At 69.0% G+C, this 19,426-nt stretch carries 20 protein-coding genes and 1 pseudogene; 11 read left to right on the top strand and 10 right to left on the bottom strand.

Annotated features, from left to right (window positions below):
- The 4 genes from JIM95_RS07160 to JIM95_RS07145 all read right to left on the bottom strand — a co-directional run bounded on the left by JIM95_RS07160 (nucleotide 1) and on the right by JIM95_RS07145 (nucleotide 3,284).
- Nucleotides 1-876 (bottom strand): TIGR02569 family protein, encoded by an 876-nt coding sequence (locus JIM95_RS07160; protein ID WP_200256012.1) that lies wholly within the window; start codon nucleotides 874-876, stop codon nucleotides 1-3.
- A gap of 62 nt (nucleotides 877-938) precedes the next feature.
- On the bottom strand, nucleotides 939-2,078 hold the full coding sequence (locus tag JIM95_RS07155; protein ID WP_200256010.1) for a ThiF family adenylyltransferase: 1,140 nt from the start codon (nucleotides 2,076-2,078) through the stop codon (nucleotides 939-941).
- Entirely contained in the window at nucleotides 2,071-2,979 is a 909-nt protein-coding gene (locus JIM95_RS07150; protein WP_200256008.1) for a DUF3152 domain-containing protein, read from the bottom strand. Before JIM95_RS07150 ends, JIM95_RS07155 begins: the two co-directional genes overlap by 8 nt.
- An 80-nt stretch (nucleotides 2,980-3,059) precedes the next feature.
- Nucleotides 3,060-3,284: a DUF3107 domain-containing protein gene (locus tag JIM95_RS07145; RefSeq protein ID WP_200256006.1), complete on the bottom strand. Its 225-nt coding sequence runs from the start codon at nucleotides 3,282-3,284 to the stop codon at nucleotides 3,060-3,062.
- A gap of 242 nt (nucleotides 3,285-3,526) precedes the next feature.
- Here JIM95_RS07145 and JIM95_RS07140 point away from each other — a divergent pair, with 242 nt between their 5' ends.
- Entirely contained in the window at nucleotides 3,527-4,903 is a 1,377-nt protein-coding gene (locus JIM95_RS07140) for a DEAD/DEAH box helicase (RefSeq protein ID WP_200256004.1), read from the top strand.
- Nucleotides 4,900-6,186, top strand: a complete 1,287-nt coding sequence (locus JIM95_RS07135; protein WP_200256002.1) for an Rv3212 family protein — start codon at nucleotides 4,900-4,902, stop codon at nucleotides 6,184-6,186. The genes JIM95_RS07140 and JIM95_RS07135 overlap by 4 nt, the downstream gene beginning before the upstream one ends.
- On the opposite strand, the gene JIM95_RS07130 is transcribed toward JIM95_RS07135, so the two are convergent.
- Entirely contained in the window at nucleotides 6,179-6,661 is a 483-nt protein-coding gene (locus tag JIM95_RS07130; RefSeq protein ID WP_200256000.1) for a hypothetical protein, read from the bottom strand. The genes JIM95_RS07135 and JIM95_RS07130 overlap by 8 nt on opposite strands.
- 59 nt (nucleotides 6,662-6,720) lie before the next feature.
- On the opposite strand from JIM95_RS07130, the gene JIM95_RS07125 reads away from it, so the two are divergent.
- The 3 genes from JIM95_RS07125 (at nucleotide 6,721) to JIM95_RS11575 (ending at nucleotide 8,567) form a co-directional block, all read left to right on the top strand.
- Complete coding sequence (locus JIM95_RS07125; RefSeq protein WP_200255998.1) at nucleotides 6,721-7,701, top strand: diacylglycerol/lipid kinase family protein; 981 nt, start codon at nucleotides 6,721-6,723, stop codon at nucleotides 7,699-7,701.
- Nucleotides 7,702-7,994: 293 nt separating this feature from the next.
- A complete protein-coding gene (locus tag JIM95_RS07120) occupies nucleotides 7,995-8,258 on the top strand; it encodes a WhiB family transcriptional regulator (protein WP_200255996.1) in 264 nt (87 codons plus the stop codon).
- 234 nt (nucleotides 8,259-8,492) lie between these two features.
- Nucleotides 8,493-8,567, top strand: a complete 75-nt coding sequence (locus JIM95_RS11575; RefSeq protein WP_014300525.1) for a 50S ribosomal protein bL37 — start codon at nucleotides 8,493-8,495, stop codon at nucleotides 8,565-8,567.
- 100 nt (nucleotides 8,568-8,667) lie between these two features.
- On the opposite strand, the gene rsrA is transcribed toward JIM95_RS11575, so the two are convergent.
- Entirely contained in the window at nucleotides 8,668-8,934 is a 267-nt protein-coding gene (gene rsrA, locus JIM95_RS07115) for a mycothiol system anti-sigma-R factor (protein WP_234034357.1), read from the bottom strand.
- Nucleotides 8,931-9,578 (bottom strand): sigma-70 family RNA polymerase sigma factor, encoded by a 648-nt coding sequence (locus JIM95_RS07110; RefSeq protein WP_200255994.1) that lies wholly within the window; start codon nucleotides 9,576-9,578, stop codon nucleotides 8,931-8,933. The genes rsrA and JIM95_RS07110 overlap by 4 nt, the downstream gene beginning before the upstream one ends.
- Nucleotides 9,579-9,726: 148 nt before the next feature.
- On the opposite strand from JIM95_RS07110, the gene JIM95_RS07105 reads away from it, so the two are divergent.
- Together JIM95_RS07105 and JIM95_RS07100 are read left to right on the top strand one after the other, a co-directional pair.
- Nucleotides 9,727-10,260: an aminoacyl-tRNA deacylase gene (locus JIM95_RS07105; RefSeq protein ID WP_200255992.1), complete on the top strand. Its 534-nt coding sequence runs from the start codon at nucleotides 9,727-9,729 to the stop codon at nucleotides 10,258-10,260.
- Nucleotides 10,261-10,323: 63 nt separating this feature from the next.
- Complete coding sequence (locus JIM95_RS07100) at nucleotides 10,324-11,412, top strand: hypothetical protein (protein WP_200255990.1); 1,089 nt, start codon at nucleotides 10,324-10,326, stop codon at nucleotides 11,410-11,412.
- A gap of 8 nt (nucleotides 11,413-11,420) precedes the next feature.
- Here the strand turns inward: JIM95_RS07100 and JIM95_RS07095 are convergent, their stop codons facing one another.
- Complete coding sequence (locus JIM95_RS07095; protein WP_200255988.1) at nucleotides 11,421-12,008, bottom strand: helix-turn-helix domain-containing protein; 588 nt, start codon at nucleotides 12,006-12,008, stop codon at nucleotides 11,421-11,423.
- 77 nt (nucleotides 12,009-12,085) lie between these two features.
- Here JIM95_RS07095 and JIM95_RS07090 point away from each other — a divergent pair.
- A pseudogene (locus JIM95_RS07090) lies at nucleotides 12,086-13,300 on the top strand (MFS transporter); the annotation flags it as partial.
- 176 nt (nucleotides 13,301-13,476) lie between these two features.
- Here the strand turns inward: JIM95_RS07090 and JIM95_RS07085 are convergent.
- The gene (locus JIM95_RS07085) at nucleotides 13,477-14,175 is read right to left on the bottom strand and encodes an SOS response-associated peptidase (RefSeq protein WP_200255986.1); all 699 of its coding nucleotides are present in this window, start codon (nucleotides 14,173-14,175) and stop codon (nucleotides 13,477-13,479) included.
- Nucleotides 14,176-14,193: 18 nt separating this feature from the next.
- Here JIM95_RS07085 and aroA point away from each other — a divergent pair, with 18 nt between their 5' ends.
- From aroA to JIM95_RS07070, 3 genes are all read left to right on the top strand, one after another.
- Nucleotides 14,194-15,537, top strand: coding sequence for a 3-phosphoshikimate 1-carboxyvinyltransferase (gene aroA, locus JIM95_RS07080; RefSeq protein ID WP_200255984.1), 1,344 nt, complete (start codon nucleotides 14,194-14,196; stop codon nucleotides 15,535-15,537).
- Nucleotides 15,530-16,546, top strand: coding sequence for a ribosome small subunit-dependent GTPase A (gene rsgA / locus JIM95_RS07075; protein WP_200255982.1), 1,017 nt, complete (start codon nucleotides 15,530-15,532; stop codon nucleotides 16,544-16,546). Before aroA ends, rsgA begins: the two co-directional genes overlap by 8 nt.
- A gap of 153 nt (nucleotides 16,547-16,699) precedes the next feature.
- Nucleotides 16,700-17,983 carry a chloride channel protein gene (locus JIM95_RS07070; protein WP_200256130.1) on the top strand — a complete coding sequence of 428 codons (1,284 nt, stop codon included), beginning with the start codon at nucleotides 16,700-16,702 and terminating at the stop codon, nucleotides 17,981-17,983.
- Between the two features lie 81 nt (nucleotides 17,984-18,064).
- Here the strand turns inward: JIM95_RS07070 and JIM95_RS07065 are convergent, their stop codons facing one another.
- The gene (locus JIM95_RS07065) at nucleotides 18,065-19,369 is read right to left on the bottom strand and encodes a fatty acid desaturase family protein (protein WP_200255980.1); all 1,305 of its coding nucleotides are present in this window, start codon (nucleotides 19,367-19,369) and stop codon (nucleotides 18,065-18,067) included.
- Between the last annotated feature and the right edge of the window lie 57 nt (nucleotides 19,370-19,426).

Genomic DNA, 19,426 nt, shown 5'->3' with positions numbered 1-19,426 from the left:
TCACAGTGTGTCGGTGTCGCCGGACAGGAGGAGTTCGACGACCCGGGCGAGTTTCGCACTCACGTTCGGATCGGCGTCCTCCAGCAGGGCGTGGAGATAGAGCCGGTAGAGCAGCGCTCGCCGCATCAGCTGCCCGATGTCGGGCAGGTGGGAGTAGCGGGCGATGATGCCGTCATCGACCTCACCGGCGACCAGGGCGTCGACGATGACCTGCGCGGCGGTGTAGCCGTGCGGGTGCGCGACACCGACGATGTCGGTCACCACCGGCGGCAGATCCCCGGAGAACAACGTCGTCGCGTACATGTCCGCGTGACCGACCTGGCGGGCTCCGCCGACCGGTTCGATGGTCCTGGTGACCAGTGCGGCCATGGTCATCCCGGCGCGCTGGGTCTCACTGGCGGTGGCGTCGAGCCCGAGTGCCGGGGCGAGGACGGATGCCGGGTCGGAGGACCAGGCGGCGCGGTCCGCGACCGCGAACAGGTCGGTGACGCCGTCCGGGGTTCCCACGGGTGCGGTGAGGTGCTCGGGGACGGGCAGCGGCGCGAGCGCGTCCGCCAGCCGCAGTGCCGCGGCGACCGTCTCGTCGACCCTGGCGACCGGTTCACCCTCGATGAAGGTGGAGGCACGCCAGCCGGACACGACGTAGCGGCCATCGGTCGACCGTACGGGTCGGACCGGTCGGACGCCCTCCGGGTGCAGCTGTTCCCGGACCTTGGCCGACCAGCTAGCGGCGACCGGGTCGAGAACCCGGCTGATCACCGTCTGGTCCACCAGCCAACCGTTGTCCCAGGCGGGACCGAGGGGCTGCGGTGTCCGGTCGGAGGCGCGGAAGATGCCGCAGACGTAGTCAGGCAGTTCCGGAGGGGTGTTGTCCATGCCAGTCACGTTACCGCCCGGGCCCGGGGCCGCGGGAAGGGACGTGGCGGTTCACCGGCCGCTCACCGTCGGAGCCACCAGGCGTTGATGCCGCCGGACAGGGACACGACATCCGTGAATCCCGCGCGGTCGAGCAGGAGGGCCGCCGCCCGGGAACGGATCCCGGCGGCGCAGTAGACGGCCAGCGGCGTGTCCCGGGGCAGGTCGTCCAGGGAGCCGAGGGTGCCGGTCTTCAGGGTGCTCAGCGGCAACCGGAGCGGGTCACCGAGGACACCACCGGCCCATTCGTGGGGTTCCCGCACGTCGACGAGCCGGACACCGCTCCCGGTGAGCTCGGGCCACCGGGCCACCGGGGTCTCGCGGATCCCGTCCGGGGTGACGACGGGTGCGGGTGTGCAGACCTGCTCCCGCTCCGGCGGGGTCGTGTGCCGCAGCGCCACGGATCCCCGCTGGGGCTCGAAACAGACGGTGCGCATGGTCGCCTCCGCCCCGTCCCAGAGCGCGAGCCGGCCGATCAGCGGTGTCCCCGTTCCTGTGACGAGTTTGATCACCTCGGTGGCCATGATCGTGCCGATGACCCCGGGCAGCACCCCGAACACGCCACCCTCGGCGCAGGTCGGCACGGTGCCCGGTTCGGGCGGTTCGGGGTAGAGATCGCGGAGGGTGTGGCCGTCGTCGAAGACGGACACCTGACCGGAGAACCGGCTGATCGAGCCCCAGACCAGTGGGATGGCCCGGTCGGCGCACGTGTCGGCCACGAGGTACCGGGTGGCGAAGTTGTCGGAACCGTCGACGACGATGTGCGGGTCCAGTCCGTCGAGGATCTCCCCGATCGTGTCCCGGGTGAGCCTGGTGTCGAAGGTCCGTACGGTGACCAGCGGGTTGAGGTCCGCGATGAACTGCGCCGCAGAACGTACCTTGGGTGCGCCGACCGCGGAGGCGGGGTGGATGATCTGGCGCTGCAGGTTGCTCAGGTCGACGACATCGTCGTCGACGACCCCGAGTGTCCCGACGCCGGCGGCGGCGAGGTACTGGAGGATCGGGGACCCCAGGCCACCGGCACCGACGCACAGGACCCTGGCGCCGACGAGTCGCTGCTGCCCCACCAGTCCGATCCCGGGAAGGCTCAGGTGCCTCGCGTACCGCTCGGCGGCACCTTCGGGCAGTTCGACCGGCTGTACGGGAAGTGCGGTGTCAGGCATGAGGGTAGGGCCAGGGGTTGTAGCGGCACACCGCCCCATCGTCCGGGTAGACCTCGGTCGGGCTGATGCCGGTGAGGACGGAGTTGGACAGCGACAGGGTCTGCTGCATCATCACCGGGGCCAGTTCACCGTCGCCGCCGCAGGGTTCGTGCGCGGCGAAGCCGATGCCGTGCCCGACCTCGTGGTTGATGAGGTACTGGCGGTAGGAACCGAGGTCCCCGCCGAAGGGCAGGGCGCCGCGGATCCAGCGGGACTCGTTGAGCAGGACCCGGTTGCCGTCGGAGTAGAAGCAGCTGGTCTCCATCTCCAACGACTGGCCGCACAGTTCGTGGGTGGTGCCGACGGACGTCAGCTGGATCCGGAGATCCGGGGTGCGAGGGTCACTGCCGTCGATGTGCTGGAACGCGAAGCGGGGGTCGGCACTCCATCCCCGGGGGTCCGCGAGGGTCGCGTCGACCATCGCCGCTACGGCGTCGTCGCCCCCGTAGACGGATCCGTCCACGCCCTCCTCGATCTCCACGACGTACGTGAAGGTCTTCTCCCCACTGCCGAGCGGCGGACCGGCGTAGCCGACGGTGCGGAACTCCCCGGTGCCCTTCTCCGTGTAGGGGGCACCGGGCGGAAGTTCCCCGTTGGGCAGTTCGGGCCGCCGGGCATCGGCGGGATTCGGTCCACCGCCGAGCCCGGTGTCGACGACGCCGGAATCATCCGTCGGCGCCGCGGAGGTCATCCGGACACGTGCGTCCCCGGTCGTGGAGCCTGCACGCGGATCGGCCTGTGGCGCGGCCGCCTCCCGCGCATCGGTGGTGAAGATGCTGACCAGTACCCAGACGGTGATCACGATGAGCACCGGGATAGCGTAGGCGCGCCATCCGTATTCACGGGCGAAGCGTACAAGCATCGGTTCCACGTCTCTTCAGGTCTCTCCAGTTGCGGTGGGTGGCCGTTCCCGGTGGTGTCGACAGGCCCGGCGTCAGTCGGTCAGTGCAGGAATCCGACGGGGCGTGACGTCGCCGTCCCGACCTCGACGTAGGCGATGCGGCTGTTGCGCGCCAGGACGACGCGTCCCTTGTCGTCGGTGAGCCGGAGGACGCCCCCGTCATCGGCCAGGGCCTCGGTGACCTGCTCGATGATGGCGTCCTGTTCCTCATCGGTGCTGACCACTACTTCGCGGGCGGTGTCGGAAAAACCGATCTTGATGTCCACGTCGTGTCTCCTCGGGTTCGTTCAGATTTCATCGTGCCCACGGACCCGGCCGGATCGACCCGACGGGGGTCCGGCGGGAGTGCACGAAGGTGAAAGGGTGTCCATCGGGAGCCTACGCGCCCGCGGATTCGGGCGCACACGCGGGCCCGGACCGGCCGCTCGGGCCGTCCGGGCGAAGGTGGGCCCGGGGCGCGGTGGGCACCGGGGTGTATACCGGGCATCGACGTGGATACTATGAAGGGGTGTCTGAACAGAAGCAGAAGCCAACGTTCGCCGAACTCGGCGTCGCCAAGGAGATCACCGATGCCCTGGCTGACGCCGGCATGGTCCGGACCTTCGCCATCCAGGAGCTGACTCTCCCGCTCGCGCTCGCCGGGAAGGACCTCATCGGGCAGGCGCGCACGGGCATGGGCAAGACGATGGGTTTCGGTGTCCCGCTCCTCGACAGGGTCTTCGATGACGCCGACGTCGAGGAACTGGACGGGACCCCGCGTGCCCTCGTGGTCACCCCCACGCGTGAACTCGCGGTGCAGGTTGGTGAGGATCTCCGGAGCGCCGCGACGAATCTGCCCGTGCGCATCCTGACGATCTACGGTGGCCGGCCCTACGACGAGCAGATCGAGGCGCTCGACGCCGGCATCGACGTGGTGGTCGGCACGCCCGGTCGTCTGATCGACCTGTACAACCGCGGCTGCCTGAAACTCGACCACGTCGCCGTCCTCGTGCTCGATGAGGCCGACGAGATGCTTGATCTCGGATTCCTCCCCGACATCGAGAAACTGCTGAAGGCACTGACCCACAAGCACCAGACGATGTTGTTCTCGGCGACCATGCCCGGGCCCATCATCGCCCTGGCCAGGACCTTCATGGATCGCCCGGTGCACATCCGGGCGGAGGAGGTCGGGGCGGCCGCGACCCACGCCAGTACGCGCCAGGTCGTCTTCCAGGCACACCGGATGGACAAGACGGCTGTTCTGGCCCGGGTGCTCCAGAGCCGGGGCCGGGGCCGTACGATCATCTTCGCCCGGACCAAGCGCAACTGCGCCACGATCGCCGAGGATCTCGCCGCGAAGGGATTCGCGGTGGGTGCCGTCCACGGCGACATGGGTCAGCCGGCGCGGGAGAAGTCGCTCAACGCGTTCCGTGAGGGTGCCGTGGAGATCCTCGTCGCCACGGACGTCGCGGCGCGCGGAATCGACATCGACGACGTGACCCACGTGATCAACTACCAGACCCCGGACGACGAGATGACCTACGTCCACCGGATCGGCCGGACCGGCCGTGCGGGGCACACCGGGACCGCGATCACGCTCGTCGGATACGACGAGCTCGTGAAGTGGGACCTGATCAACAAGGAACTCGATCTCGGGCAGCCGGAGCCTCCGGCCTGGTTCTCCACCTCGCCGGAGCTCTACGAGGCGCTCGACATCCCCGAGGGCGCCGGAGAGAGCGTCGGGCCCGCGCGCAAGGTCTTCGGAGGCCCCTCCGTCACCCGGCCCGCGGGCGCCCGGTCGGCCGGCCGTCGGCCGCACCGTGACCGCCCCTCCGGTGGCGGCGGCGGAGGTCCCCGCCACGGCCGGGACACCGGCTCCCGCGGCGGACGGGGAGGACGGCGATGAGCGACTTCTCCACCGGAGCCCCGGAGAAAGGCACCGTCATCCTGCAGCGCAGCCGGCGGGATCTCATCGCGACCGGGGTGATCACAGCGGTGGCGCTCCTCAGTGTCGGTACCGTGTGGTTGACCTCGGAGAACCGGGCGGCGGACCTGCAGACCGCCACCGAGCCCCACGTGGCGGCGGCAGCCCCCGCCGCAGCACCCGCGCAGGTGCACGAGGCATGGCGCGCCACGGACTCCGCCGTCCCGGCACAGCCGCAGGTCCAGGCCGCGGCCGGGCTCGTCTTCACCGCGGAGGGCGGCACCCTGACCGCCACCGCCCCGGCGACCGGTGACACCGTCTGGTCCTACCACCGCGACAACCACGAGATCTGCTCCGTGAGCACAGCCTTCGACCGGGTCTACGTCACGTACCGGACGGGTGTCGGGTGCGGGGACGTCATCGGGCTCGACGCCGCCAGCGGCGAGTACCGGGCGGCACGGTCCGCCGTCACCTCGGACGAGACCGTTCCGGTCCGCTCGAACGACGCGGTGGGCATCGTTTCCCGCGACCGGGTGGAGCTCTGGCGCAACGATCTCGTGCGCACCGTCGAGTACGGCGACGTGGAGGCCAAGCAGGAACCGAACATGCAGCCGAACGAGGACTGCACCATCAGTTCGGCGCTGACCCGCAAGGATCTCCTCTCCGTGGTCGAGTACTGTCCCCCGAGCGAGGGCCAGGGGGCGGGGTACTGGCTCAGAATGCAGGATCGGGTCCCGGATGACTCCCGGAAGCCGGAGATCAAGACCCAGGTCTTCCTGGGCGGAACCCGGGCCGAGGTCGTCGCGGCGGGCGAGGCCGGCGCCGTGGTCTACCGAGATTCAGCGGGCGGGGAACAGCCGCGGATGACGGGCTTCAACCTCGACGGCAACGAGACCGGTGTCGCCGTGGTGCCCCCGTCGCCCCTGGTCGATTCATCCGGGGAGCTGTTCTCCCCCGTCGTCGCTGACCTGCCGCACCATCTGACGTGGTTCGACGGAGTTCGCCTCTACCTCTTCAAGCCCGAGGCACTGATCCTCGACCACTACTTCCAGGATGCCCTGGGCACGGGTGTCGCCGTCGGCGACCGGTTGCTCTATCCCACGGCGGAGGGGATCGCGGTGGCCAACTGGGACACGGAGGAGATCGAACGGGTCATCCCGGTGGACCGTGGCGGCTACAGCGGGCAGGTGACCCTGTCCCTCGTCGGAGACGTGCTCGTGGAGAAGCGGGGCGACGGCGGGGAGGTCGTGGCGCTCGTCAGCTGAAGACGCCGGCCGCCCAGCTGAGCGATCTCCCGTTGAAGGTGAGATAGAGACCGGTCAGCGCGCACGCCGCGACGATGACCGCGGGGACGATCAGGCCCGCGGAGGCGATGTACCAGGAGACAGGCAGCAGCAGCATCTGGAGGATGACCACCGGGCCCCGCCCCCACCGGCGTCCCCGCCGGAGAGCGAAGCCCGCGGCGGCCACGGTCCCGAACACCGCGACGAAGAACGCGGCGGTCCCGTAACCGACGAAGACGTTCTCGCTGCCGTCCGAGGTGACCGTGCCGTAGTCATGCTGCCCGGTGATCTCGCGGAAGACGAGGAACACCGCGTAGGCGAGCCCGACCAAGGACTCACAGATACCGAGTACCCCGGCCCGCCGGATGTCCGCCGGCGGCTTGCGGGATTCTGCCGTGTCGCCGGTTTCCGGGGACACGGACGGGGAAGTGGGCACGTCGCGGTGGGAATCAGTCACTCCCCAAGCGTACCGCGTGGGTGCACCCCTTCCGTGTGCGCGGGGTTACACTCGACGCCATGCGTGCCTTGATGCTCTCCAACCCCAACTCGACGGCCCTGACGTCCCAGGTAACCCGACAGGTGGTGACCCCCCTCCTGGAGGCGACGGAGCTGACCTCGGTGTTCACCCAGTACTCGGGGCACGCGGAGGACATCTGCGGGGGCCTGACGCGTGAGGACGTCGACGTCGTGGTCGTCGTCGGCGGGGACGGGACGGTCAACGAGGTGATCAACGGGCTCCTGGGACACGATCCGGAGAGTCGCCCCGGCCCCGGTGAGCTGCCGAAGATCGCGGTGGTGCCGACGGGATCCGCCAACGTGTTCGCCCGCGCACTGGGCCTGCCCAACGAACCCGCCGCGGCCGCGGCTCAGGTGCGCGACCTCATTGTCTCCGACACGTACCGGCGTCTTCCGCTCGGACGGGTCGAGGACCGCTGGTTCTGCGTGAACGCGGGATTTGGTCTGGACGCGAACGTCATCGCCCTCATGGAGGATCTGCGGGACGCCGGGAAGTCGGCGACACCGTGGCGGTACGCGATGGTGACGGCGACCGCCTGGCAGCGGCTCCGGCGCCGTCCTCCCGCCATCACCTACGCGGCGAACTCCGCCGAGGGTCTCCGCACGGGCAGCAAGGTCCCCTTCCTCATCGTGTCCAACACGAATCCCTGGACGTACGCGGGCCCGATGGCGGTGGTGACCAATCCGGAGCAGAAGCTCGACGCGGGGCTGTCCCTCTATGCGCTCCGGGACATCGAGGGGCCCGGTGGGCTGGTGGCGCTGCTGCACGGCGCAGGCATCGGGAACAGGGTCTGGCGGCCACTACGGGTGGACCTCCGGGAGATTCGGGTTGACGATATTAGTGAGCTCACACTCACCTCCCCGAGACCATTGAAGTGGCAGGTAGACGGTGAATCTGCGGGCAAAACAAAGAAGTTGCGGCTCAGTTCCCACGCCGATGTCATCGATGTTGTGTCACCTGTAGACAACGACAAGGTGTGATCTTCGCCACTTTTAGAGGCGGAACCCTAGCGGGCGCCTATGTGTACGTGTCATTATCTTGCGGTAGCACAGACACCCGGCGTTAAACCCGGGTTCATTTTCTGGCATGACGCCGGGACCATGACCGGAGTGAACCAACCACTCGCGGCCGGCCCGGTGAACCAGCACGGGGACCATCCCCGGACGGCCCACCGCCCGGCTTCCCGACACACCGAGACACCGACCGTCGGAAAGTGTCCCGCCATGCCGAATGTCTGACACAGGACACATATTCTTCTGAAGGAGATTCACCCATGGATTGGCGTCACAAGGCAGTCTGCCGCGACGAAGACCCCGAGCTTTTCTTCCCCGTCGGCAACTCCGGGCCCGCACTGGCCCAGATCGCAACCGCGAAGGTCGTCTGCAACCGGTGCCCCGTCACCTCCGAGTGCCTCACCTGGGCCCTCGAATCCGGCCAGGACGCCGGCGTCTGGGGCGGCATGAGCGAGGACGAGCGCCGTGCACTCAAGCGTCGCCGCACCCGCGGCCGCACCCGCACCCGCGCAGCCGTCAAGTAACACCCCGGCAGCACCTGAGACATCCGGTACCCGCCCCGCACAGGGCATCAGCGGTACCGGATATTTCGTGTCACCGGCCCGACTGCGTATAATCAACGACATTTGTCACTCCGGACCGCGGCCGACCGGTCGGCCGCGGTCCGGTGACGATCATGATAACCACACGGCAGGATCCCCTGACCGTCATGCTGCGGCCCCGCCGTGGCATACCCCGATACCTTCTGGAGGAACACCATGAGCAAGCGTGGACGCAAGCGTAAGGACCGTCGCAAGAACAAGGCCAACCACGGCAAGCGGCCCAACTCCTGATCCGGAGCCTGCCGATAGCTGAAGCCCCCGCACGATGTGCGGGGGCTTCAGCTATCGGCAGGTGACCGTCACCGGTTCCGCAACGGCTGCGACGGACCACTCAACCGCGGTACCGTTCGACCCGGAGCCGGAGGATGATCTTCTCCCGCAGCGTCACGGGCGCGTGCGCGCAACAGCAGCGACGCATCAGCTCCCGGATCTCCTCCTCTATACCGAGTTGCGTGAAACACCCGGGGCACGCCTCGATGTGCGCGCGCAGGACCGCACGCCGCTCGGGTGTGGCCTCACCGTCGAGAAGCTCGAACAGGGACTCGTAGACGTCTCCGCAGTCAGCCATGTGGTCGCCGGTCTCGTTCTGCTGCGTCATCTGTCCGCTCCCTTCCGTGCCTTCTTCACTTCCGCGTCTCCCCGATCACCCGCGAGATCCGGATGGTTCAGGCCGATGCCCTGTTCGCGCGCCACATCCTTCAACAACCCGCGGAGCTGTTTTCTTCCACGGTGCAGGCGGCTCATCACGGTACCGATCGGGGTGTCCATGATCCCGGCGATCTCCTTGTAGGCGAGCCCCTCCACGTCGGCGTAGAACACCACCATGCGGTAGTCCTCGGGAAGCTGGTTCAACGCATCGGTGATCTGCTCATCGGGCAGCTTCTTCAGCGCCTCGACCTCCGCCGACGCCAGGCCCGCCGAGGTGTGCGAGGACGTCTCGACCAGCTGGTGGTCGGTGATCTCCTCGGTGGGCAGCTGCGAGGGTTGCCGCTGCGCCTTGCGGTAGGAGTTGATGTAGGTGTTGGTCATGATGCGGTAGAGCCAGGCCTTGAGGTTCGTTCCCGGGGTGAAGGAACCGAATTTCTGGAAGGCCTTCATGTAGGTCTCCTGGACCAGGTCCTCAGCGTCCGCGGGGTTGCGGGTCATCCGCAGGGCACCGCCGTAGAGCTGATCGAGCAGGGGCAGTGCCTCCTTCTCGAATCTGGCCGCCTGCTCGGCGGCACCGGTCATCGTGTCCGGCATTGGCGTCGCGCCCCTTCCCTCTGCTTGTCGACGCCCTCCCACCCGCGGGTGCGGGGCGGGGTTCGGCGTCCGGCAAGCGCGCCGCACAGCGACGCGCACATCTCCTCCATTGTAGAAAAACACTGCTCCCGCGCGTAATACTGACTGTATGTCGAAGCGTAGGTCGAAATCATCCGGCGCAGGAACGGCCGCCCTCGTGGTGCTGAACGAGGCGGGTGTGAACCACACGGTGCACACCTTCGAGTCCGGCCACGACCATTTCGGCGCGCAGGCCGCGGCCGAGCTGTGCGGTCCCCTCGGGATAGACGAGGGGCAGCTGTTCAAGACCCTGGTGGTGGACCTGACCGCCGGATCAGGGCCGAAACGAAGGCTCGGGGTGGTGTGCGTCCCGGTGACCGGCCACGTCAATCTCAAAGCCGCCGCGCGCGCGTTCGATGTGCCGAAGGTCTGCATGGCCGAGCCGCGCGACGCCGAGCGGTCCTCCGGCTACGTCACCGGCGGGATCTCCCCCATCGGCCAGAAGAATGCCCTGCCAACCGTCATCGATTCCTCCGCGCTGGAGTTCGGCGAGATCCTGGTCTCCGGTGGGCGCCGGGGCCTGGACGTCCAGCTCACCCCCGGTGATCTCGCGGCGGTGACCGGCGCACGGTTCGCCGCGGTCGCGGCACCGGGAACACACTGACCCTCCCGACTCCACCGGGTCCCGGGCCCGGGAACCCCGGTCAGGGGCTGAAAGGACACCACCATGAATCCCGCCGAACAGTTCGTCTCCGGCCCTCGGGGCCGGGACCTGCTGCTGAATCTGGAGGACGACACGAGCCCGTCAGGCCCTTTTAACCTGTTTCACAGGGCGGCGAGCACTCTCGACGCCGAATCCGGGGTGGGGACCATCTACTTCCCCTCTTCCTCCCCGTCGCCGGGAAAACCGGTTTCCCACGACTGCACTGCCGGTGGCCGCCTCCCTGACGTCGTTGATGTCGGGGACATCGCCGCCGCATTCCGGGATGTGGAACCCGCGGAGATCACGTGGTCCGTGCTGCGCGACGCACTGGCCTGCTCCGTCGACAACGCCGCCTACTGGCAGGAACCGTACGGCGCCCAGATCCTCGCGGCAGCCCCGGAGATGCGCGGACCACTGCTCCGGATCGCCGGGGAACTCGCCGACTCCCCACTGATGGACGTCCTCACGGCCCCGTTCGATCCGGAGCGGCAGTGGACGCTGTCGGTGCGGGGCTCCACAGCTCTGACATCGGGGGTCGGGAAACGCCTCACCGCGGAACGTGCCGGACTGATCGCCCGGGAGGCCGCTGCGGCGGAGACATTCGATCCGGAGAAAGAGGTGTCGGGGATCTGGTGGTCTTCTCCGATGGGGGCACCGGCCACCACGGCCCCGCTCCCGGACGGTGCTCCCTCCGCTCTCTGGTTCGAGGAGGACTCCTTCGACCTCGGGCCCCGGGAGACGCGCCGGATCGTCGTCCCGGGAGACGCCAGGATCCTCGAGATCACCGGTGCCGACTCGTGGGCGGATCTCTGCCGGCGGTTCCCTGTCGAGGTCACCCGGCAGCGCTACCACGACTGGCACCGCACCACGGGGCGGCGGGGACGGTGGGTGATCCCGGACTGGGCCGCCGTCGCGGAGCACCACGACGCCGTGCACCTGACCCATCTCGGATATCTGGAGGCCGCCGGTAGAGCCATCGACGTGGACGCCGGGACAGCGTCCGTGATCGCCGGCTGGAACCCCGGCGAGACCTACTGGCTGACCGATGTGGCGGTCGGTGATCCGGTGCGCTGGTCGTGGGACGAGGACGGGAGGATCTGGGCCCGGGGCTGAGACCGCCCTCAGTCCGGCGCTCCGCCGTACCGGAGGTGCGGAGCGGATCCGAGGGGACCGAAGACGATGATGATCTCCGCACCCGAGGCCCCGTCGCCACCGAACCAGTGCGGGGTCGTCGTGTCGAAATCGGCACATTCGCCCCGTTCGAGAACGACGTCATCCTCGCCGACGATCAGGCGCAGCCGCCCGGAGAGCACGTACATCCATGCGCGGCCCGGATGTGTGCGTAGCTCAGGTACGGATTCGTCGGGCCGGACGATGATCTTCCGGGTGTGGGCACCCGCCGTCCGTCCGGTCAGCGGGACGACCACCCGGCTCCGGATCACTCTGGGGCGCATCCGGATGCGGTGCTCCCCGATCCCCGGCACACCGACGAGGGTGTCCGGGTCGACCCGGTGGACGATGGCCGGCGGCAGGAGCAGGTCGAGGCTCGGGCGGCGGCGCCCGTTCTCCAGCCGGGAGAGGGTGCTCGGCGATACTCCCGTTTTCCGGGCGACAGCGTCCAGCGTCAGGCCGCGCTGTTCCCGGGCACTCCGCAACCGCGGGCCGAGTTCCTCCAGGATGCGTGCGGTTCCGGCTGCGGTCGGCGTCATTCACCCAGCACAGCAGGATTTCCCGGTTTCGGCGACACCCGTTGTCCGGTACATCTCCGGACAACCAGGGTGGAGGCATGTTCACGGATTTCCGCACCATCCGATCGCTGCGGCTCATGGCCCTGGCATGGTGCGCGACCACCGCCCAGATCGGTGTGAGCGCGGTACCCGTCGTCCTGCCCGCCGTCGCCGCGTGGTCCGGTGGCGATCCGGGGCCCGCACAGTGGATCGTCACCGCTTTCCTACTGGGAAGGACGGCCATGGGACCGGTGGTCGGGTATCTCGGTGATCTTCTCGGGCGGGATCACGTGCTGCTCGGTGAGGCGATCCTGTTCACCGTCACAGCGGCACTGTGTGCCCCGGCCCCCTCGCCCGGCGTTCTCATCGCCCTGAGAGCGATCCAGGGCGCCGCGGGCGCGGCGCTCGCGGTGCTCCCGGTCGCCGCCGTCCGGGATCTGCTCACGGCACGACGATCCGGTTCCGGGCTGGGACCGCACGGTTCGGCGACCGCCGTGGGAACCGCCGCCGATCCGGTCCTGGCCGGTGTCCTCGTGGATGCGATCGGTTGGCGGGCCGTCTTCCGGATGCTGGTGTGTCTGTCACTGTCCACCGCCCTGCTGCTCCGCGCGACGCGTGGCGGTACCGGTGAGACGCATCCGGTCAAGCGACATCGCCGCCGGCCGGATGTCGCGGGAGCGGCGTTGCTCATGGTCGCGGTTCTCGCGTACGCCACGGCGTGCAGCGGGGCCGGAGGATCCCCGGCCCGAACGGTCGGCCTGCTCGCGGTGACGACGGCTGCTCCGGTCGTGCTCCACCGGATCGAGGGCCGGGCCCCGCGGCCCCTTCCACCGGGGTGGCCGCTCGGATCCGCGACCGTACGGCGTGCCGTGACCCTCATGGTCGTCGTGGGCGCGGTGATGATGAGCACTCTGGTCATCGGACCGTTCCATCTCTCCGCCGCACACGACCTCACGCCACCGGACATCGGTCTCATCATGGCGCTCGGCCCCCTGACATCGGTGTTCGCGGGCATGATCACCGGGAGATCCGTCACCGGAGACACAGCCCCGGGGTTGACGGTGCCCGGGCTGGCGTGGATGGGGGGTGCCGTGGCGGTTCTCGCGATCGGCGAACCGTGGCCCGGGGTGCCCGGTTACGTCGCGGGCACGATTCTCCTCGCTCCGGGCCACCAGCTGTTCATGGCGGCGAACAACATGACCGTTCTGGAATCCGTGCCCGGGAACCGTAGGGGCACCGCCGCCGGGATCCTCGGGTTGGCGCGAAACATCGGCCTCGTCACGGGCTCGGCCGCCCTCGGTTCCGTCTTCCTCCGGATCGCCGGGGCCACGGATTCCGGGACAGCGTTCACGGTGACCTACGGGGCGGTGGATGCGGTGCTGCTGGTCACCGTACGCGCCTGCGCGACGGCCCTTCACTCTTCACTGGACGCGGTGCGCGACGACGTCCCTCAACCGGTGATCGGTCCGGTGTCGTCGATCAACCACGGCCCGTCGTTGCGTGCGTTGCCCACCGCGCGGTCGACCTCCCGAAGCACGAGCCCCGACACGAGCGTTTCCCGGGCGGGACGCAGCAGTTCACGGGCCTGATCGGTGTCCCCGGAGATCCACGTCACCACCTCGTCGGGAGCGAGGATCCTCGGCATGCGGTCGTGCAGCCGGGTCAACTGTTCCCCGACCGGGGTGGTCGTGATGATCGTGGCCGAGACGGTGTCCAGGCCGGTGTCCCGGAGTCCGGCGACCCACATCACCGGCTCCCCGTCCGCCGGGTGCACGTAGTACGGCCGCTTCTCCCGCCACTCGTACCACCCGTTGAGCGGGATCGTGCACCGCCCGTGGACGAACGCGTCGCGGAACGAGGGCTTGTCCGGTGCGGTCTCGGCGCGGGCGTTGAACAGCACCGGCCCTCCCTCATCCTTTTTCCAGGACGGCAGCAGACCCCAGCGCGCGGGTGAGATCTCCAGGTCCGGATCGGCACCCTCAGGGAAGCGCCCGGCCGGACGGAGCACCGGGATGATCTGCGTGGGGGCGGTGTTGTACCGCGGCGGGGGTGTTCCCAGGGGCGCGGTGACCGAACGGACCCCGGGGAGCGCGGTCGCTGCAGCGGTGAGAGCTTCGGATGTGGTGAACAGGACGAAACGGCCGCACATATTCCCTATCATGGAGGAGTGAATTCACTGAAGCACTCTGATCCACCCCTGTGGTCCGCCCCCGTCGCATCCGCCCCCGTCGACTGCGAGGTCACGGTCCCCGGTTCGAAGTCCATCACGAACCGCGCGCTGGTGCTCGCGGCGCTGGCCGACGGCCCCTCCACGATCCGCGGGGCGCTGCGCTCCCGGGACACGGAGCTGATGATCAACGCGCTGCGCGGCATGGGCGTCACCGTCACGCCATCCGACGCCGACGGCACGACGCTGTCGGTCGATCCCGGTCGTCTCGGCGGCGGCGAGGTCGACTGCGGTCTGGCCGGCACGGTCATGCGTTTCGTCCCCCCGGTCGCCGCACTCGCCGGCGCCCCGGTTCACTTCGACGGTGACCCGCAGGCCCGCAAACGCCCCATGTCCACCATCCTCGACGCGCTCCGCGATCTCGGTGTGGAGGTCACCGGCGACCGGTTGCCCTTCACCGTCACCTCTTCCACCACCCCGCGGGGCGGAACCGTGGACATCGACGCGTCGGCCTCCAGCCAGTTCGTCTCGGGACTGCTGCTGGCGGGCGCCCGGTTCGACGACGGGATCACCGTCCGGCACACGGGCGACCGGCTCCCGAGTCAACCCCACATCGAGATGACCGTCGCGATGCTCCGCGAGGCCGGGGTCAGCGTCGACTGCTCAGCCTCAAACCAGTGGACCGTCCGCCCGGGCCCCGTCGGCGCCCGGGCCTGGCTCGTCGAGCCTGATCTGTCCAACGCCACCCCGTTCCTCGCCGCCGCCGCGGTGACCGGCGGCCGGGTCCGCATCCACGACTGGCCCGTCCACACCACCCAGGCCGGTGACGCCATCCGCGGGATCCTCGCCGAGATGGGCTGCACGGTGGAGATCTCCGCCGACCCGCAGACGGGCCACTCCTCGCTGACCGTCACCGGCCCGTCCGACGGCGTCCTGCGCGGCATCTCCCGTGATCTCGGGGACATCGGAGAGCTCACCCCGACGGTCGCGGCACTGGCCGCCCTGGCGGACTCCCCCTCCGAACTCACCGGCATCGCGCACCTGCGCGGCCACGAGACGGACCGGTTGAAGGCCCTGTCCGACGGACTCAACTCCCTCGGCGGCGACTGCACCGAACTGGAGGACGGACTGCGCATTCAACCGGTCGGAAGGTCCGCGCTGCACGGCGGGGTGTGGGAGTCGCACCACGACCACCGCATGGCCACGGCGGGCGCGATCCTGGGGCTCGCGATTTCCGGCGTCGAGGTCGTCGACATCGCGACCACCGGCAAGACGCTCCCGGGTTTCGAGCGGATGTGGGCGGAGATGCTCGCACCGGACGAGGAGGCGTCCGAGCGTGGGTAGGGGACGCCGCGACTGGGACGAATCCGACGTCCGGGTCCGCCCGCCCCGCCGGGGGACCCGCCCCCGGACGAAGGAGCGCCCCACCCACGACGACGCCGAGTTCGGGATGGTCGTCAGCAAGGACCGCGGCCGGTGGGGGGTCATCCTCGACGGCACGGATCCGCACTCCGATCCCCTGGTGTGCATGCGGGCCCGGGAGCTGGGCCGGACCGCCATCGTGGTCGGTGACCGCGTCGGGGTCGTCGGGGACACTTCCGGAGACCCGGGGACACTCGCCCGGATAGTGCGCCTCGAGGACCGCACCAGCGTGCTGCGCCGGACCGCCGACGACACCGACCCGTACGAACGCATCGTGGTGGGCAACGCCCGGCAGCTGCTCATCGTCTCCGCCGTCGCCGATCCCCCGCCGCGTTCCGGGTTCGTTGAACGCGCTCTCGTCGCGGCGTTCGTCGGCGGACTGAAGCCCATCCTGTGCCTCACCAAGTCGGATCTGGCGGATCCGACCGAGTTCGCCGCGGAGTTCCGTGACCTGGACGTCCCCGTCGTGGTCTGCGGCATCGACGACCCCCTGGATCCGGTCCGGGAGATCGTCGATCATTCGGTGACCGCCCTGATCGGGCATTCGGGGGTCGGCAAATCGACGCTGGTGAACCGACTCGTGCCTGATGCCGACCGGGCGACCGGGGTGGTGTCCGGGGTGGGCAAGGGACGGCACACCTCCACCCAGTCCGTCGCGCTTCCCCTGCCCCACGGGGGCTGGATCATCGACACACCCGGTATCCGGTCCTTCGGCCTCGCACACGTCGACGCCGATCGGATCGTCGGCGTCTTCGAGGATCTCGCGGCAGCCGTCGCCGACTGCCCGCGGGGTTGCACGCACGCGGGGCCGCCCGCTGATCCGGAATGCGCACTCGATACCCTCGAGGGGGCGAGTGCGCGCCGCGTGACCGCGGTCCGCAGCCTTCTCGAGGCACTCCGCAGCAACGACGACTGGGACCGGCAGGGGTAGGACATGGGCTGGTGGGTAGGTAGCGGGCACTCCCGCGAACAGGACAAGCAGGGTAGCCCGTTGACCGAGCGGCAACTCACCGACGCCCACCACGACCGGGACTCCCACCACAACGAGCCGACCGGTGGAGCGAGCCCCGTGGCCCGGCCACCGATGACCGTGACGCCACTGAACCGTCTGGCGGTCCTGGCGATCGTCGCCGGTGCACTCACCGGGTTGCTCGTCGCGATGGGCAACCGCCTCATCGTGGCCACCGAGCAGTGGATCTACGGCGCCAACCACCTCATCGTCCTGGACCCGGGCAGCAACGTCTCCCCCGAGCGGCTCGCCGTGACGCTGATCTGCGTCGGAGTCGTCACCTCCTGGATCTGGTACCTGCTCGAACGCTTCGGCCGACCCGCGGTCTCGGTGCCCGGCGCGATGCACGGCACCCCGATGCCGCTGTTCGAGACCGCCCTCTCCGCCTTCACACAGGTCGTCTCGGTCGCCGCCGGCGCCCCCGTCGGTCGGGAGAACGCCCCGCGCCTGATGGGTGGCATGGTCGCATCCCGGCTCGCGACGGCGCTGTCCATCGACGCCGGAGCCCGCCGGATCCTCGTGGCGTCGGCCGCCGGTGCGGGCCTGGCCGCCAGCTTCCATCTCCCTCTCGCAGGGGCGTTGTTCGCCCTGGAGCTCCTTCTCGTCGAGATGTCGACCCGCACGGTGGTTTCCACGATGCTCGCCTCCGCGACCGCCGTCGCCACCACCGGGATCTTCGTCGAGCCGCACCCGATCTACCATCCGGTGCCGCTCAACGAGCACCCCGACATGCTGCTCGCCGCGATACTCGTCGGCATCGTCTCCGGGATCTCCGGACACTGGTTCGGCATCCTCGCCCGCAAGGCGGCCGCCTCCCGGCCCCGGGACGCGAACATCCTCTGGGAGATGCCCTTCGTGTTCACCCTGTGCGCCATAGCCGCCTACTTCCTGCCCGGTGTGTCGGCGAACGGGCGCTGGGCCGCGGAAACCATGTTCACCACCGGCCTGCCCATCGGCGTCCTGATTCTCCTCGGCATCGCCCGTGGCGTGATGATCCTCGCGTGTTTCCGTGCCGGGACCGTCGGCGGTACCCTCACCCCGGCCTTCGCTCTCGGGGCGCTGACCGGTGGTGTCATCGGGATCCTCTGCCAGCCGTTCTTCCCCGGTGTTCCCGTCGCGGCGTTCGCCCTCCTCGGGGCCGGGGCGTTCCTGTCTACGACGATGGCGGCACCGATGTTCGGCATGATCGCCGCGGTCGAGTTCACCGACCTCGCCGCCCAGGGGTACCTGGCGATGTTCATCGCCGTCATCACGGCGGCCCTCGCCGTGCGCGTGTGGGGCGTCATCGTCGACAAGGACCAGCGCCAGCTCCCCTTCACCTACACCGCGTGGACCGCCGAGGCCGACATCAGGCCCTGATCCGGGTGGCACGCGGACGCACGCCCCTCCCCGGGTGCGGCACGGGGAGGGGCGGGCGTGGTGGCGACCCTGACGGGCCGGTCAGCTGCGGGTCTTCTCCACGGGGGTGTGGTAGGGGCTGCGGCCGGTGAGTCCCCGGATGCCCTCGACCACGGTGGGACGGAGCTTCTCCAGCATCCTCAGACCGGTGCGCAGGCCCTTGCGGACACCGTCCGCAGCGGCGCCGACGTGCAGCTTCTCCTCCACCTCGGGGTACTTGGTGAACGCCGCGTTCGAGCGCACCTCCGGAGCGTTGTCCGGATCCGCCGCGAGGTACTTGTTCGGCAGCGTCAGCTTCAGCAGCGTCTTCTGCACCTTGATCAGCTGCATCGGGAAGGAGTCGGTGTTGTACGGCAGTTCGAACTCCCGCGCGATGTCCTCCACCCGCTTGCCGACGTCGGCGAGCCGGTTCGACGGCATGTCCGGGAACAGGTGGTGCTCGATCTGGTAGTTCAGGTTGCCGGAGAGGATCGTGAGCAGTTTCCCGCCCTTGAAGTTCGCCGAGCCGAGCATCTGCCGCAGGTACCACTCGTTGTGGTCCTCCGTGGCGTACTGCTCCTTGGTGAACGTCTCCGTCTCGTCGGGGAAGTGCCCGCAGAAGATCACCAGGTACGCCCACACGCTGCGGATCCAGTTGGCGAACGCGTTGGCGGTGACCGTGTGCACGTAGTTGGGTCCGGACAGCGCCGGGAACAGGACGTAGTCCTTGATCACCTGGCGCTTGGACTTGTGCACCGCCTCCCAGAACCGGACCTTCGTCTCGTCCCAGCCCTGCTTGCCCGCGAAGTAGCGGCCGAGTTCCACGTCGTAGAAGGCGATGGCCCACTGGAACAGAGACGCCAGCACGACGTTGGTGAGCGGCTGGAACGCGTGCTGCGGGGTCCACTTGCGGTCACGGGTAACCCGCAGGATGCCGTATCCCACGTCGTTGTCCATGCCGATGATGTTGGTGTACTTGTGGTGGACGTAGTTGTGGGAGTGCATCCACTGGGAGGACGGGCAGGTCATGTCCCATTCCCAGGTGGTGGAGTGGATCTCGGGGTCGTTCATCCAGTCCCACTGTCCGTGGATGACGTTGTGCCCGATCTCCATGTTCTCGAGGATCTTGGAGACCGCGAGCATTCCGCTGCCGGCCCACCAGAGGGGCTTCTTGTGGCTGAACAGCAGCGTCGCCCGGCCGGCGATCTCGAGTGAGCGTTGGAACCGGATCAGTCCCTTGATGTACCGGACGTCATCCTCGCCCAGGTCCGCCTCGATCTCGGCCTTGATGGCGTCGAGACGACGGCCGATCTCGGCGATGTCCTCGTCGGTCAGGTGGGAGTAGGCCCGGATGTTGTCGATGGCCATGTCGGTGTCCTTAGGGGTTCTTCGTTCGGTGGGTGTTCTGGGCGGGGATGCGACCCC

It is taken from the genome of Corynebacterium antarcticum (assembly GCF_016595285.2).
Classification (GTDB): domain Bacteria; phylum Actinomycetota; class Actinomycetes; order Mycobacteriales; family Mycobacteriaceae; genus Corynebacterium; species Corynebacterium antarcticum.
This window is presented reverse-complemented; position numbering and strand designations above follow the sequence as displayed.